The sequence below is a fragment of the Kibdelosporangium phytohabitans genome (assembly GCF_001302585.1).
Taxonomy (GTDB): Bacteria; Actinomycetota; Actinomycetes; order Mycobacteriales; family Pseudonocardiaceae; genus Kibdelosporangium; species Kibdelosporangium phytohabitans.
On sequence record NZ_CP012752.1, the window covers coordinates 2,354,636 to 2,369,630 of the forward strand.

The 14,995-nt window shown below is 67.9% G+C and carries 15 protein-coding genes; 12 read left to right on the plus strand and 3 right to left on the minus strand.

The window, feature by feature from the left end; translation table 11 throughout:
• Positions 1-8: 8 nt before the first annotated feature.
• Together AOZ06_RS10790 and AOZ06_RS10795 are read left to right on the plus strand one after the other, a co-directional pair.
• Complete coding sequence (locus AOZ06_RS10790) at positions 9-623, plus strand: protein kinase family protein (RefSeq protein ID WP_157232963.1); 615 nt, start codon at positions 9-11, stop codon at positions 621-623.
• Positions 624-647: 24 nt separating this feature from the next.
• Positions 648-980, plus strand: a complete 333-nt coding sequence (locus AOZ06_RS10795) for a sunset domain-containing protein (protein WP_054289315.1) — start codon at positions 648-650, stop codon at positions 978-980.
• Here AOZ06_RS10795 and AOZ06_RS10800 read toward each other — a convergent pair.
• Entirely contained in the window at positions 949-2,088 is a 1,140-nt protein-coding gene (locus tag AOZ06_RS10800; RefSeq protein WP_054289316.1) for a mandelate racemase/muconate lactonizing enzyme family protein, read from the minus strand. The genes AOZ06_RS10795 and AOZ06_RS10800 overlap by 32 nt on opposite strands.
• Positions 2,085-3,119 (minus strand): LacI family DNA-binding transcriptional regulator, encoded by a 1,035-nt coding sequence (locus AOZ06_RS10805; RefSeq protein WP_054289317.1) that lies wholly within the window; start codon positions 3,117-3,119, stop codon positions 2,085-2,087. The genes AOZ06_RS10800 and AOZ06_RS10805 overlap by 4 nt, the downstream gene beginning before the upstream one ends.
• A gap of 128 nt (positions 3,120-3,247) precedes the next feature.
• On the opposite strand from AOZ06_RS10805, the gene AOZ06_RS56110 reads away from it, so the two are divergent.
• The 10 genes from AOZ06_RS56110 to AOZ06_RS10850 all read left to right on the plus strand — a co-directional run bounded on the left by AOZ06_RS56110 (position 3,248) and on the right by AOZ06_RS10850 (position 13,948).
• The gene (locus AOZ06_RS56110) at positions 3,248-3,832 is read left to right on the plus strand and encodes a hypothetical protein (RefSeq protein ID WP_157232964.1); all 585 of its coding nucleotides are present in this window, start codon (positions 3,248-3,250) and stop codon (positions 3,830-3,832) included.
• Positions 3,833-3,942: 110 nt separating this feature from the next.
• On the plus strand, positions 3,943-4,797 hold the full coding sequence (locus AOZ06_RS10810; RefSeq protein WP_054289318.1) for an ABC transporter permease: 855 nt from the start codon (positions 3,943-3,945) through the stop codon (positions 4,795-4,797).
• A 13-nt stretch (positions 4,798-4,810) separates the two neighbouring features.
• A complete protein-coding gene (locus AOZ06_RS10815) occupies positions 4,811-5,833 on the plus strand; it encodes an ABC transporter substrate-binding protein (RefSeq protein WP_054289319.1) in 1,023 nt (340 codons plus the stop codon).
• A gap of 2 nt (positions 5,834-5,835) precedes the next feature.
• Complete coding sequence (locus tag AOZ06_RS10820; RefSeq protein WP_225954853.1) at positions 5,836-6,648, plus strand: ABC transporter ATP-binding protein; 813 nt, start codon at positions 5,836-5,838, stop codon at positions 6,646-6,648.
• 210 nt (positions 6,649-6,858) lie between these two features.
• Positions 6,859-7,638 (plus strand): hypothetical protein, encoded by a 780-nt coding sequence (locus AOZ06_RS10825; RefSeq protein ID WP_157232965.1) that lies wholly within the window; start codon positions 6,859-6,861, stop codon positions 7,636-7,638.
• 8 nt (positions 7,639-7,646) lie between these two features.
• Positions 7,647-11,093, plus strand: a complete 3,447-nt coding sequence (locus AOZ06_RS10830) for a ThuA domain-containing protein (protein WP_054289322.1) — start codon at positions 7,647-7,649, stop codon at positions 11,091-11,093.
• A gap of 48 nt (positions 11,094-11,141) precedes the next feature.
• Positions 11,142-11,954, plus strand: a complete 813-nt coding sequence (locus tag AOZ06_RS10835) for a sugar phosphate isomerase/epimerase family protein (protein ID WP_225954852.1) — start codon at positions 11,142-11,144, stop codon at positions 11,952-11,954.
• Positions 11,955-12,026: 72 nt separating this feature from the next.
• Positions 12,027-12,503, plus strand: coding sequence for a glutathione peroxidase (locus tag AOZ06_RS10840; protein WP_054289323.1), 477 nt, complete (start codon positions 12,027-12,029; stop codon positions 12,501-12,503).
• 35 nt (positions 12,504-12,538) lie between these two features.
• Entirely contained in the window at positions 12,539-13,456 is a 918-nt protein-coding gene (locus AOZ06_RS10845) for an o-succinylbenzoate synthase (protein ID WP_054296555.1), read from the plus strand.
• Positions 13,457-13,516: 60 nt separating this feature from the next.
• The gene (locus AOZ06_RS10850) at positions 13,517-13,948 is read left to right on the plus strand and encodes a type II toxin-antitoxin system Rv0910 family toxin (protein ID WP_063810016.1); all 432 of its coding nucleotides are present in this window, start codon (positions 13,517-13,519) and stop codon (positions 13,946-13,948) included.
• 113 nt (positions 13,949-14,061) lie between these two features.
• On the opposite strand, the gene AOZ06_RS10855 is transcribed toward AOZ06_RS10850, so the two are convergent.
• Positions 14,062-14,742 (minus strand): TVP38/TMEM64 family protein, encoded by a 681-nt coding sequence (locus tag AOZ06_RS10855; RefSeq protein WP_054289324.1) that lies wholly within the window; start codon positions 14,740-14,742, stop codon positions 14,062-14,064.
• Positions 14,743-14,995 lie beyond the last annotated feature (253 nt).

Genomic DNA, 14,995 nt, shown 5'->3' on the forward strand with positions numbered 1-14,995 from the left:
AACCCGTCATGTCGAGGTTCCCCCGCTGGTGGTTTCGCGCTACCGTCCTGGTGCCTGCCGCGATCACGGTGGCCGGACTCGCCATCCAGGCCGGTGGGATCGAGCGCGCGGTGGCAGCCGCGGTACGCCAGTCGGTTCCGGCGGGGGACATCACCGTGGACGGCCGGGACGTGACGATCCGCGGTGTCCCGGCAGAACAAGTCGCCGCGGTCAAACGCGACGCCGAAGCGGCGCAGGGCGTCCGTGTCGTGTCCGTCGTGGATCCGCGGATGCCGCCGATGCGGATCACCGGCACACCGGCCGGGGTCACGGTCACCGGGTCCACCCACCAGCAGGCGTGGCGTGAGCGTTTCGTGCGGGCGCTGTCCGCGCGGACCCACGGTCGCAAGCTCGTCGACCAGACGACAACCGTGACGGGAACGGACTTCCCGCTGACCACCTCGGCGGCCGAGGTGGTGGTGTCGCTGCTGTCCCAGCTGCCGGACACGGTGAGCGTCGACGTGGCGGCCAACAAGGTGATCGTCACCGGCTCCATCCCGGACGACAACCGCAGGAGGTCGGTCGTCGGGCTGTTCAAGCGTTTGTTCGGTGAGAGTGTCGTCACCGACAAGACGACAACCTAGACACCCTGGGAGTGAACGACCTTGATGTGGCTCGCCGGGCAGGTCTTCCTGCTGTGCCTGGTCTCGTTCCTGGCCGGTGCCGGGATCATGTTCCTCGCCGTCCGCGGCCGGAAACCCGAACCGGTCCCGGCCGAACCCGAGTCCACCCCGGACCCGGACGAGGAAACCGAGGTGCCGGAACCGGTGGTGATCAGGGCGTCGAAGAAGTCGATGCGCTACCACACGCCGGATTCGCCGCACTACGACCGTGTTTCGTCCAGCCTCACGTTCATCTCGGCCGCGGACGCCGAACTCGCCGGCTTCCAGGCGTGGGACGCGGACAAGGCTACGGCGCGGACTGCCGGGCCAACCACCTGACCTTCTCCTCGTCCACCTCGATCCCCAGCCCCGGCCCGATCGGCACCGCGGCGATCCCCGCCGCGACCTTCACCGTCTCCGCCGTGTACACCGAGTCGACGAACTGCCGTCCGTTCAGGTCCACCGGGGTGGTGATGCCGAACGCGGCGAACAGGTGCAGCGAAGCGGCCAGGCCGATGTCCGAGTCGGTGAGGCCCGAACCCATCAGCCGCAGCCCGCTGTCCTCGGCCAGCTGCAGCAGCCTGCGGGACAACAACAGGCCGCCGCTGCGCTGGACCTTCGCGATCGCGATGTCCGCCGCGCCGAGCCGGACGAACGTCGACATGTCGCTCGGGTGCCGCAGGCTCTCGTCCAGCGCCACCGGCACCGCCGACAGGTCACGCAGGCGCTGGAAACCGGCGATGTCGTTGGCGGGCAACGGCTGCTCGAACGCCGTCACGCCGAACGACGCCAGTTCACGCGAGATCCGCACGGCCTCCGCGACCGAGTACGCCTGGTTCGCGTCGACCCACAGCGGCGCGCCGGGCGCGGCGCCCCGGACGGCCTCGACGATCCTCATGTCCGACGGGCCCAGGCCGATCTTCACCTTGAACGCCTGGTAGCCCAGCTCCTGCCCCTCGGCCACGGCCGCGGCCACCTCCGCGGGCCCGTGACCGGACACGACCCACCCGAGCTGGATCGTGTCGACACGGCGTTGTCCCCACAGCTGCCCGATGGACACGCCGAGCGCGCGCCCGACCAGGTCGTGCAGCGCCACGTCGACGGCGGCTTTCGCCAGCGGCGAGCCGATGCTGAAGCCGCGGTTGATCGCCCGGTCGAACACCGAGGCCACACCGTCGAGGTCCCACACCGGCCGTCCGATGATCGCGGGCGCCAGGTACCCGTCGATCGTGCTCACGATCGACTCCCGCGTCTCATAGGTCCACGCCGGGATCGGCGTGGCCTCGCCCCACCCGGCGAACTCACCGGCAGTGACCTTCACCAGGACCCGCACGCTGGGTTTGCCCATCACGGCGATGGACCCGCCTGACACGCCGAACGGCCGCAATGTCGGCAGCGGCACCGCGAACGTCTCGACGCTGTCGATGGTCAGTCCCGCCAATGTCATGGCCGCACCTTTCCCGTGCTCTCCCGGATCACCACTTCGCCGGCCAGCCGCAGGATCCGGCTGCGCCGCCCGGCGTTCTCCCGCAGGGCCAGCTCCATCGCCCGTTCACCCAGTTGCTCCAACGGCAACGCCACCGTGGTCAACGGTGGCGTCAGGTCCCGGACGATGGGAATGTCGTCGAATCCGGCGACCGACACGTCACCCGGTACCGACAAGCCGTTGTCACGCAACGCGGTCAGCGCGCCGATCGCCATCACGTCGGTCACCGCGAACACGCAGGTCGCGCGCAGTCCGCCGGTGATCAGCCTGGTCATCGCCTCGTACCCGCCGTCACGGGTGAAGCCGCATTCGACGATGTCCTCTTCAGACACGTGAACGCCCGCGCTCGTCAGCGCGTCGCGGAACCCGGCGATCCGGTCGGCCACAGTGGTCAGCGAACGCGGACCGGCCAGAACGGCGAACCGCCGATGGCCCATTTCCAGCAACGCGTTCGCCAGAGCGGCTGCGCCCGAACGGTTCTCCGGCAGCACGCTGTCCACACGGAGACCGCGGTGCCGCGACACCACCGCCACCCGGCCGCCGCCGCGCAGGTACGGGTCCAGTTCGGCGGCGAGGGCCCGTTCCCACCTCTTGTCCTCGAAACCGGAACCGATCAGCAGAATCGCCGGGGCGCGCTGAGCCCGTAGCATCGAGACGTACGCGACCTCCCGATCGGCGTCACGGAAAGTGCTCGCCAACATGACAAGCAGCCCGTTGTCCCCGGCCACCCGCATGATTCCCCGTGCGATCACAGCGAAGTACGGGTCGCTGACGTCGTGGCAGATCACGCCGACAGTCCGCCGGGACGCCCCAGCCAGCGCCTGTGCGTGCGCATTCGGCGCGTACGCGAGCTTCCCGGCGGCGTCCTGGACGCGCACACGAAGATCGTCACGGACCTTCGCGGTGCCGTTGAGCACACGGGACGCGGTCGCAGGTGACACCGCGGCGGCACGGGCGACGTCCTGCAACGTCACGTGCGTCGGTTCGGGCATCGGCGCTCCTGTGTTTGTTTGTCCTCGCTCCGCTCGGACGGGTCCGGCCGCCGGAAGCCGGTCGTTGCCACCCCGCCCCACGCGACCGACATCTTTCGCTGTGCTTGCTTACCAGCATGGTTGGGGCGATGTCGGGCGTGTTGCGTGGCGTCAACGATCGGCGCGGCCGAACGGTGTTGTTTGTCGTCGCTTCGCTTGGGCTGGTTCGGCTGCTGGGAGCTGGTCGTTGCCACCTCGCCTCACGCGACCGTCATCTTTCGCTGTGCTTGCTTACCAGCATGGTTGGGGTGATGTCGGGCGTGTTGCGTGGCGTCAACGATCGGCGCGGCCGAACGGTGTTGTTTGTCGTCGCTTCGCTTGGGCTGGTTCGGCTGCTGGGAGCTGGTCGTTGCCACCTCGCCTCACGCGACCGTCATCTTTCGCTGTGCTTGCTTACCAGCATGGTTGGGGTGATGTCGGGCGTGTTGCGTGGCGTCAACGATCGGCGCGGCCGAACGGTGTTGTTTGTCGTCGCTTCGCTTGGGCTGGTTCGGCCGCTGGGAGCTGGTCGTTGCCACCTCGCCTCACGCGACCGACATCTTTCGCTGTGCTTGCTTACCAGCATGGTTGGGGCGATGTCGGGCGTGTTGCGTGGCGTCGGCGACCAGCGCGCCGAAGGGGCGTGGGTGAGGCGGGCACTTCTTGACCTGTCGAGCCGGGCGTGTCTACTCTAGCGCAGAAAGCGCTTTCTGAAAGCGCTTTCTGAACTACCCGACATGCGGTATGAGCAGCGAGTAAGCGCTTTCAATCTTGCGGGTCCCGGTGCGGGAAGGCGGCGAGAAACATGGCGGTACAGAGCGCGCGGGAGGCGCCGGTCGGGGTGGCCGAGCGCGCCCGCCCCGGCACGGCTGAGCAAGCGCTCCGCGTCCTGCGCAGCGCGTGGCGCCCGGCCGCGTTGCTGGCGTTGCTGTTCGTCGCGTGGTGGGTGGTCACCGCGACGGGACTGGTCCAGTCGTACCTGGTCGCCTCACCGGCCGACACCTTCGCCGTCATCGCGGACAAGTTCGACTACTTCTGGCAGAACACACTCGTCACGCTGTGGGAGACGCTGGCGGGGTTCGTGCTGGCGATCGTCGTCGGCGTGCTCGCCGCCGTGCTGATGGTCTACTCGCCGACGATCGAACGCACGCTGTACCCGTTGCTGTTGTTCGCCCAGGTGATCCCGAAGATCGCGGTGGCGCCGCTGTTCGTGGTGTGGCTCGGTTTCGGCATCGAACCCAAGATCCTCGTCGCGCTGCTGATGGCGTTCTTCCCCGTGGTCATCTCGATGGTCACCGGGCTGAAGTCGATCGACCCCGAGATGCTGCAGCTGTCGGCGACCATGGGCGCCGGTCCGCTGAAGACGTTCTACAAGATCAGGCTGCCCGCGTCGCTGCCGCATCTGTTCTCCGGCTTGAAGATCGGCGTGACGCTCGCGGTCACCGGAGCGGTGGTCGGCGAGTTCGTCGGCGCCAACGAGGGCCTCGGCTACGTGATCCAGCAGGCGAACGGCAACTTCGACACCCCCGTGCTGTTCGCCGGTCTCGTGGTCATCTCGCTGCTGGGCATCGTGTTGTTCGCACTCGTCGAACTGCTCGAGTACTTCGTGCTCCCGTGGCACGCCAGCCGACGCGCCGACGCCGCCACCACCAGCATGTGACAAGGGAGTCCCGATGAGGTTGCGCACCCTGCTCACCGCCGCTTCAGTGCCAGTGCTGGCATTGGCCGCCGCCTGCGGCGGTTCGGAGCAGCAGAAGACCACCAACGCCGAGGGCAAGCAGCTCGACAAAGCGACCCTCATGCTCAACTGGTACCCGTACGGGGAACACGCGCCGTTCTACTACGGCAAGGCGCAGAAGATCTTCGAGAAGCACGGCATCGACCTGACCATCCAGCCGGGCCAGGGCTCGCAGAAGACCATCCAGGCCACCGCGGCCGGCCAGACCGACTTCGGCTGGGCCGACACCCCCGCGTTGCTGGCCGGTGTCGGGCAGGGCATGCAGGTCAAGAGCGTGGGCGTGTTCCTGCAGACCACGCCGTCGGCCGTGCAGTTCTTCAGCGACAAGAACATCGCGTCGCCCGCGGACCTGAAGGGCAAGACCATCGCGAGCACCGCCGGTGACGCGCTGAGCAAGACCTTCCCGGCGTTCCTCAAGGTCAACGGGCTGGCCGACACGGACGTGAAGCTGCAGAACCTGGACGCGGCGGGCAAGATGGCCGCCGTGCTGTCCGGCCAGACGGACGCGCTGCTCGGCTTCGCCACCGACCAGGGCCCGACGATCCAGGAGAAGGGCCGCAAGAAGGTCTCGTACCTGAAGTTCGCCGACCACGGGTTGAACTTCTTCGCCAACGGCCTGCTCACGTCGCAGAAGAACCTGTCCGAGAAGAAGGACCTGGTCACGCGGATGGTCGCGGCGACAAGCGAGGCGTGGACCGCCGCGCAGGCCGACGCGGGTGCCGCCGTGCAGTCGATGAAGGGTGCCTCGCAGCAGTTGCCGTCCGAGACGGTGCTCGCCGAGCAGTTCAGCGAGACCACCAAGCTGTTGCACACCGACGCGACGACGGGCAAGGCGCCGGGGGTGAACGACGAGGCCGACTGGCGCAAGACGATCAAGGTCTTCGCCGAGGCAGGCGTGATCACCAAGGCCCAGGAGCCGTCGGCGTACTGGGACGTCAGCTTCGCCCCGAAGGGATGAGGATGCCCGCCAGCAGCCCGGCAGCACAGGCACCGGTACAGATGGACACCTGCGTCGAGATCGAGGATGTGGCGGTCCGGTTCCGCACCAAGCGCAAGGACGTCACGGCACTGCACGACGTGTCGCTGAGCGTGGCCGCGGGCGAGTTCGTCGCCATCGTCGGCCCGTCCGGCTGTGGCAAGTCCACTTTGCTCAAACTGGTGTCCGGATTGCTGAAGCCGTCGAAGGGCAGGGTCAGGCTGCTCGGCGAGGACGTCGGCGGGCCGCGGCGCGACATCGGCTACGTCTTCCAGCGCGCCGCGTTGCTCGAATGGCGTTCGGCGCGCAAGAACATATTGCTGCAGGCCGAGATGCGGGGGATGCCGTCCGCCACTGCGCGGGAACGCGCGGACGAGCTGATCGCGATGACCGGGCTGACCGGCTTCGAAGACGCTTATCCGCACGAGCTTTCCGGTGGTATGCAACAGCGTGTGGCGCTGTGCCGTGCGCTGTTGCACCGCCCGCCGGTGCTGCTGATGGACGAGCCGTTCGGCGCGTTGGACGCGCTCACCCGCGAGAACATGAACATCGAACTGCGCCGGATATGGCGTGAGACAGGCACGACCATCCTCCTTGTCACCCACTCGATCCCCGAGGCTGTCTATCTCGCGGACCGGGTGGTGGTCATGTCGGCGCGTCCGGGCACCATCGACGAGCTGATCCCCGTCGACCTGCCGCTCGAACGCGACTACGGCAGGACCATGTCCGAGCCCGGGTTCGCGCGAGCGACCGGCCGGATCCGCGATCTGCTGGGCGCCGCCACCAGTGCTGATTGATCAAGTCGACTGAGCAACGCATCTGGAGGACCAATGAGGGTTCGTTCCGTGTTGGCTGTCGCGGCCGTTGTCGCTTCTGCGTCGACAGCCGTCGCGTTTCCGGCCAACGCCGGTCTGACGACATACTGCGAAGGGGAGGCCGGGGCGGTGAGCGTCCCGGGCGATCTGAGAGTGGGCGCGACCAAATCCTGCGTGTTGACGGATGTCACCGTGACCGGAAGCGTCACCGTTGAGGCGGGCGCCAGCCTGGTCGTCACCGGTGGCACCTTCAACGGCAATGTGACTGTCCTGGACGACGGCTTCTTCGACGCGCAGGCAACCACGCTCAAGGGGTCGCTGACGTCCACCGACGGCTTCGGCTTCTACCTCGCCGGTGGCGCCAAGGTCGGTGCCGTCAAGGTCTCGTCCGACAAGTTCCCTGACCGCGGCACGTACGCGTACCTCAACGGTGCCACTGTGGACGGTGACCTCACCGCAGGCGTCGGTGAGGTCTACGCGGAGGCCGTGAACTTCAACGGCAACGTCTCCGGAACGAACGTGGCCTATGTGGACCTGGTGAGTTCCGTCGTGGCCAAGGACATCACGGTGACCGGTGCCAAGCTCGGTGCTGTCGCGTGTGCCAGCGAGTTCTACGGAAACGCCAGCTACACCAACAACTCCAAGGCGGTGCAGATCGGCTCGAACGGCCCGGTCGTCGGTTGTGAGCAGGCCAGCTACTGGGCGGGCAACCTGACCGTCTCCGGCAACAAGGCCGATGTGCACGTCAGCAACAACATCGTCCGGGGCAACCTGTCCGGCGTGGACAACGACCCGGCGCCGACCGGCTCGAACAACCGTGTCCGTGGCACGGTATCCGGCCAGTTCGAGAACCTCGCACCCGAGGCGGCCCGTCGTGGTGCGGCCACCGTGCACGAGCGTTCGGCTGACGTCGACAGCCGCCGTGGCGTGGCGAAGGCTGCCGCGCACGCCGCCGGGCCCGCGGACCTGTAGGGACAGCCGTGAAACCCGCCGCACGCCTACGGGCGTTGTCCTGTGCTGTCCTGCTGCTGGCCGGCGCCTTCGGGCTGCCCGCGGCCGCGGCCGAGCCGCGGTACTCCGTCCTGGTCTTCTCCAAGACGACCAACTTCCGGCACGACTCGATCGCCGCCGGTGTCGCGGCGATCAAGAAACTCGGTGAGGAGAACAACTTCGCGGTGGAGGCGACCGAGGACTCGGCCGCCTTCACCGACACCAACCTCGCCAAGTACGCCACCGTCGTCTTCAACAACACCAACTCGACGCCGCAGACCGGCGATTTGCTCAACGCCGAACAGCGTGCCGCGTTCCAGCGATACATCCGCGCGGGCGGCGGCTTCACCGGTGTCCACGCCGCCACCGCGAGCGAACGGGACTGGGCCTGGTTCGAAGGCCTGGCCGGTGCGATCTTCGACTTCCACCCACCGGTCCAGCCCGGCCGGGTCAAGGTGCTCGACCACGCCCACCCGTCCACCGAGCACCTGCCCGACCTGTGGGAGCTGGAAGGGGAGGAGTGGTACAACTGGAAGGTCAACCCGACCGGCAAGGTGCACACGTTGGCGCAGGTGAAGCTGCGTGACGGGATCACCGGGCTGAACCAGGGCGTGGACCACCCGATCTCCTGGTGCCAGAACTACGACGGCGGCCGTTCCTGGTACACCACGATCGGCCACGGCATCCCGCGGTTCGCCGACCCCGTGTACCTCAAGCACCTGCTCGGCGGCATCGAATGGGCCGCGGGCGCCGAACCGGGTGACTGCTCGGCGACCAAGGACACCATGTTCCAGAAGGTGCCCCTGGTCACAGAGGGCCTCGCGGATCCGTTCGAACTGGCTGTGACGCCGGACCGGCGCGTGTTCTACATCCAGCGCACGGGCGCGCTCAAGATCCTGGACCAGCGCACCCTGAAGATCTCCACCGCGCTGGACTTCGCCTACACCCCGCAGATGACCAGCCAGTCCGACGGGTTGCTCGGCATCGCGCTGGACAACAACTTCGCCCAGAACAACTGGGTCTACCTGCTGTACTCCGACAAGGTCGAGAAGCGCCAGAACGTCTCCCGGTTCACCGTGGCCGGTGACAAGGTCGACATGGCGAGCGAGAAGCGCCTGCTGGAGGTCCCGACCTTCCGCGACGAGTTCAGGGCTAACTCGCACATGGGCGGTTCGATCCAGTTCGACAAGCACGGCAACCTGTACGTCGCCACCGGTGACAACACCGACCCGTTCAACTCCGACGGCTACACGCCGATCGACGAACGACCGGGCCGCCGCGCGCTGGACGCGCAAGGGACCGCGGGCAACACCAATGACTTCCGCGGCAAGATCCTGCGGATCACACCGCAGCCCAACGGCACGTACACCATCCCGCCGGGCAACCTGTTCCCGCCGGGGACCGCCGGGACCAGGCCCGAGATCTACGTGATGGGGATGCGCAACCCGTTCCGGATCACCCTCGACCCGATCACCGACGCGCTGATGGTCGCCGACTACGGCCCGGACGCCCGGTCGGCCAACCCGAACCGCGGTCCGGAAGGGACAGTCGAGTTCACCCGGATCACCAAGGCGTCCAACCAGGGCTGGCCGTACTGCGTCGGCAACAACACGCCGTTCAACGACTACGACTTCGCGACTGGCACGCCCGGTCCGAGGTTCGACTGCGGCAAGCTGGTCAACGACTCGCCGAACAACAGCGGGCTGCGTGACCTGCCGCCCGCCGCACCGGCGACGATCTGGTACGCCTACTCCGCATCCGCGGAGTTCCCCGAGCTCGGCACCGGCGGCGGTGGCCCGATGTCCGGCCCGGTCTACCAGTACAACGCGAACAACTCGCTGGTCACGAAGTTCCCTGAGTACTTCGACGGCAAGTGGTTCGGCTACGAGCTGACCCGCGGCTACTTCAAGGCCATCTCGTTCCAGCGCACCGACCAGGCGTTCGCCAACCCGCGTTTCCCCGCGGTGCAGGCGGGTGACCTGCAGTCGATCAACAAGGCGCTGCCGAACATGAGCTGGATCCAGGCGTTCTCGGCGCACTTCGGGCCGGACGGCTCGATGTACGTGATCGACTTCGGCTCCGGCAGCGGCACCGGCCGCGGCGGCACCAACGACGGGTCCGGCATCTACCGGATCGACTACGTGGCCAACGGCCGCAGGCCGACCGCGAAACTCAAGACCGATGTGGACTCCGGCAGGTATCCACTGACGGTGAAGTTCTCCAGCGCGGGATCGGCGGGCGGCGACGGTGAACCCATCGACTACTTCTGGGACTTCGACGGCAACGGCACGATCGACTCGACCGAGCCGAACCCGACGCACACGTACGCCAACCCCGGCCGGTTCGACGCCCGGTTGTCGGTCAAGAGCCGCAAGAACGGACTGGACGGCATCGCGGCGACGGTGATCACCGTCGGCAACACCAGGCCGGAGGTGACGGTCGTCTCGCCGGTCAACGGCGGCGGGTTCGACTGGGGCGACACGATTCCGTTCGAGGTCCGCGTGACCGACCGGGAGGACGGCCGGATCGACTGCACGAAGGTCGTCGTCCAGTCCCAGCTCGGGCACGACTCGCACCTGCACCCGATGGACAACGTGACCGGGTGCCGCGGCGAGATCAAGACCGACCAGGGATCCAGCCACGGACCGGGCCAGAACCTGTACGTGGCAGTCGCGGCGCAGTACACCGACGGCGGCGGACCGCGCGGTGTGCCGTCACTGACCGGCTCGGCGCACCTCGTGCTCGAACCCAAGCGCAAGGAAGCCGAGCACCACGAAGGCTTCGGCGGCGCGCAGGGCGGCCCGGTCGTCATCAGCAACGCCAACGCCTCGGCAGGCAAACGCCTCGGCGAGATCGAGCACGGCGACTGGGTCGCGTACGACCCGGTGAACCTGACCAGGGTCGACTCGGTCACGGTCGGTGCCGCGTCCGGTGGGCTCGGCGGCACGATCGAGTTCCGCGCCGGCTCACCGACCGGTCAGCTGCTCGGCTCGGTGAACATCCCGAACACGGGTGACTTCGGCAACCTGATCTCGCCGACGGTGCCGCTGAAGAACCCGGGGCGTACGGTCAAGTTGTACGCCGTCTTCACGAACCCCGCGTGGACACCGGCGTCGCCGGATCTGCTGTCGCTGGACTGGTTGCAGTTCAACGGTGAAGGCATGGCGAAGCCGGGCACCGCGACCGGGATCGTGATCACGCCGTCTGTCCGGAGTGGAGGGGCGCCGTTGAACGTCTCGTTCACGTCGGCGGTGAACCCGCCCGCCGGCCGGACGGTCACCGGCTACTCGTGGGACTTCGGCGACAACACAGCCGGCGGCAGCGGTCCGTCGGTCACGCACCAGTACGCCCGCAAGGGCGTCTACACCGCGCGACTGACCACAACGGACAACACCGGCGCGCACAGTTCGAACACCGTGCTCATCACTGTCAACTAGGGGTCGGCGATGACTACCTCACGACGTGGATTTCTCAGGGCCACCGCCTTGGGGACCACCGCCATCGCGGGTGGTCTGTGGGCCACGGATGCGGCGGCCGACCCGCCGCTGCATTCGGTCCCGCTCGACCACATCGGGATCCAGCTGTACACAGTCCGCAACATCATGGCCACCGATCCGCAGGGAACGCTCAACGCCCTGGGTGCCGTGGGTTACGCGACCGTCGGCGTGAGCGGCCTGTACGGCCACACGCCGGAGAGGTTCCGGGCCATGATGGACACCGCCGGTGTGCGCGCGGTGCTGACGCACACCAGCTGGGACGCGATGAACGCGGATGTCCAGCGGGAACTGGAGATCGCCAGGATCCTCGGCGTCCGGTACGTGGTCGTGCCGTCACTGCCGGGATCGCTGCGGACGGTGGCCGGGTACACCCACGCGGCCGCGAAGTTCCAGGAATGGGGCATCCGCTGCCGCGGCGCGGGGATGAAGTTCCTGTTCCACAACCACGACGTGGATTTCGCCAAGGTGGACGGGAAGGTGCTGTTCGACGTCCTCGCCGAGCGGACCGATGCCCGGTTCGTCAACTTCGAACTGGACCTGTACTGGATCATCAAGCCCGGGTACGACCCGGTGGCGTACTTCGAGCGCCACCCCGGCCGGTTCCCGGCGTTCCACGTCAAGGACATGGCGGCCAACGGGTCCTTCGAGGACCTCGGGTACGGCACGATCGACTTCCCGCGGATCTTCGCCCGGTATGCCCAGTCCGGGGTCCGCGAGTACGTCGTCGAGCACGACACGCCCCGTGACGCGCTGCTGACCGCCCGGCGCGGCCAGGAGTACCTGGCGACAGTCACCTTCTAGATGGCAAGGTTCCGGATCGTCGTCCTCGTGGGTGTTCTAGTGTTGCGGCATCCACGAGGACGAGGAGGCAGCGTGAAGATCACGACCCTGGACGGCACGGCCACCACGTTGGACGAGCTGACCGGTGGGAAGGTCGCACTGGTGGTGAACGTGGCCTCCCAGTGCGGGTTGACGCCGCAGTACACCGCGCTGGAGCACCTGCATGAGGAGTACGGCCCGCGTGGGTTCACCGTGATCGGTGTGCCGTGCAACCAGTTCGGCGGCCAGGAGCCGGGCACCGTGGAGGAGATCCAGACGTTCTGCTCGACCACGTACGGCGTGACTTTCCCGTTGACTGAGAAACTCGAGGTCAACGGATCGGGCAAGCACCCGCTGTACGCGGAGCTGACCGGGCACGCCGACGAGGACGGCCAGGCCGGGGACGTCCAGTGGAATTTCGAGAAGTTCCTGCTGTCGGCCAAGGGTGACGTGGTCGCCCGGTTCCGGCCCGCGGTCGAGCCCGGCGACGCGAAGGTCCGGTCGGCGATCGAGGCGCAGCTGCCCCGGTGATCCATTTCTCCCAGGCGCGGGTCTACTCCATCCCGATGCGCACCAGGTTCCGCGGGATCACTGTGCGCGAAGGTGTGCTGGTCGAAGGCCCGCTGGGCTGGGGCGAGTTCTGCCCGTTCCCCGAGTACGACGACGCCGAGGCGGCGTCGTGGCTGGCCACAGCGGTGGAACAGTGCACGGTGGGCTGGCCCGAGCCGGTGCGTGACCGGATTGCGGTGAACTGCACTGTTCCCGCTGTCGATCCGGTGAAGGCGCACGCGGTCGTGGCCGGTTCCGGTTGCCGGACAGCGAAAATCAAGGTCGCCGACCACCCCGGTTCGCTCGCCGGGGACGTCGCACGCGTCGAGGCGGTCCGGGATGCGTTGGGACCGGCGGGAAAGATCCGCGTGGACGCCAACGCGGGGTGGGACGTGGACACCGCGGTGACGCACATCCGCGCGCTGGACAAGGCCGCGGGCGGGCTGGAGTACGTCGAGCAGCCGTGCCCGGGTATCGAGGAGCTGGCCTCGGTGCGCCGCAGGGTGAACGTGCCGATCGCGGCGGACGAGTCGATCCGGCGCGCCGAGGACCCGCTGGCGGTCGCGGTCGCGGGTGCCGCGGACATCGCGGTGATCAAGTGCACTCCGTTGGGCGGTGTCCGGCGGGCGCTGCGGGTCGCGGAGGCGGCTGGGCTGCCGTGCGTCGTCTCGTCGGCGCTGGAGACCAGCGTCGGCCTGGCCGCGCAGGTCGCGCTGGCCGCCGCGTTGCCGTCGCTGGACCACGCGTGCGGACTGGGCACGTTGTCGTTGCTGACAGGCGATGTCGTGGACGACTCACTCGTCCCGGTCGACGGGTTCATCGACGTCCGGGCCCCCGGGCCGCCCGTCACGGGCCGGTTCGACGAGACCGATCCCGAGCGGGTGGCGTGGTGGCTGGCCAGGCTCGACCGGGTGGCCCGGTTCATGATCGCCTGATCGGGGCGGGCGCAGTCGGCCGATTGGCGGTACCGTCCTTGCGACCGTAAGGAGGAAGCCGTGACCAAGGTGAGCGTTTCCGCCTCGATGCCAGTCAAACCGGCCAAGGCGTGGGCGACCGCGTCGGACCTGTCCCGGTTCGGTGAGTGGCTCGCGTTGCACGAGGGCTGGCGAGGCGATGTGCCCAGTGAGATCAAGACGGGCACGGTGCTGACGTCGGTGGTGTCGGTGAAGGGCCTGCGCAACCGCATCACCTGGTCTGTCACCTCCTACGACCCGCCCAACGGCATCACGCTCTCCGGTGAGGGCAAGGCGGGTGTGAGGGCGTCGCTGCAGCTGAAGCTGCGACCGGACGGTGACGGCGCGACGGGCGAGCTGGATGTGGAGTTCACCGGGCCGGGGATGTTCGGCCCGATCTCCGCCGCTGTGGGCCGGACGCTCAAGGGCGACTTGCACAAGTCACTGGAGAAGCTGGCCCAGCTGGTCGACTAGAACGCGTCGCGGGATTGTCGCGGGTGCCCGGGCTTCGGGTACCCGCGCCGTCCTGTGCGGCCGGAATGTGCTGACAGCGGCGCGATCGACCTGTGTGGAACGTCGAGTTCGGATCACGCCACCTGGTCGGGCTGGGGCTGCTGCGGGACTTCGGCGGGCGCGGTCGTCGTCGCCGACCGGCGGATCACCAGGAGCAGCCCGGCCGCGCCGATGAGGGCGCCCGCACCGGAGACGATCAGTCCGGCCGGGTTGCCGAAGCCGGTGAGCGTGTCGCCGATGAGCACGGCGGCGGTCGTGCCCGGCAGGCTGCCGAGCACGGTGCCGGCCAGGAACGGCAGCAGCCGCACGGACGACACCCCGCAGCAGTAGTTCATCGGGGTGAACGGCACGAGCGGGATCATCCGCAGTGACGCCACCGCCAGCCACCCGCCGCCGGTGAGCTTCTCGTCGACGGTCCGGACAACGGCCTTGTCCAAGTGGCGAGCCACCAACCCGCGACCGGCCCACCGCGCGAGGGCGAAACCGAGGATCGAGCTCAGCGCGGTCGCGGACATCGCGACGAGCACACCGAGGAGCGGTCCGAGCAACAAGCCCGACGCGAGTGAGAACACCGTGCGCGGGATGGGCACGATCGTGGCGACGACGTACGTCACGAACATCAACAGCGGGGCGGCGGCGCCCGCGCCGAGCGCCCATGCGCGCACGTCGCCCGGGCCCGGTACGGGCAGCACGAACGCGGCGGCTATCAACACCGCGAGCAGACCGACGGCCAGCGCGGTACGAACTCGCGGCATGCCTCCAGTCTAGATGTGCCGCCGCGACCGTCTCAGTTGCCCGAAGGCTGATCGAGTAAACCTCTTATGTTCACGTTTCCAGGAAATGAGATTAAGCGCCTGTTCGGCGGATTGTCACGCACTGTGGCGGTATAGGTCGAAGTTATCGGTAACGAACCGTAGATCAGTGCGATGCGGTGACGCCGAGTGTTGATCAAGGTCGCCGTAACCGGTGCTTGCTCGTTCTAAACGCCCCCAGTCGTGGCATTTTCGG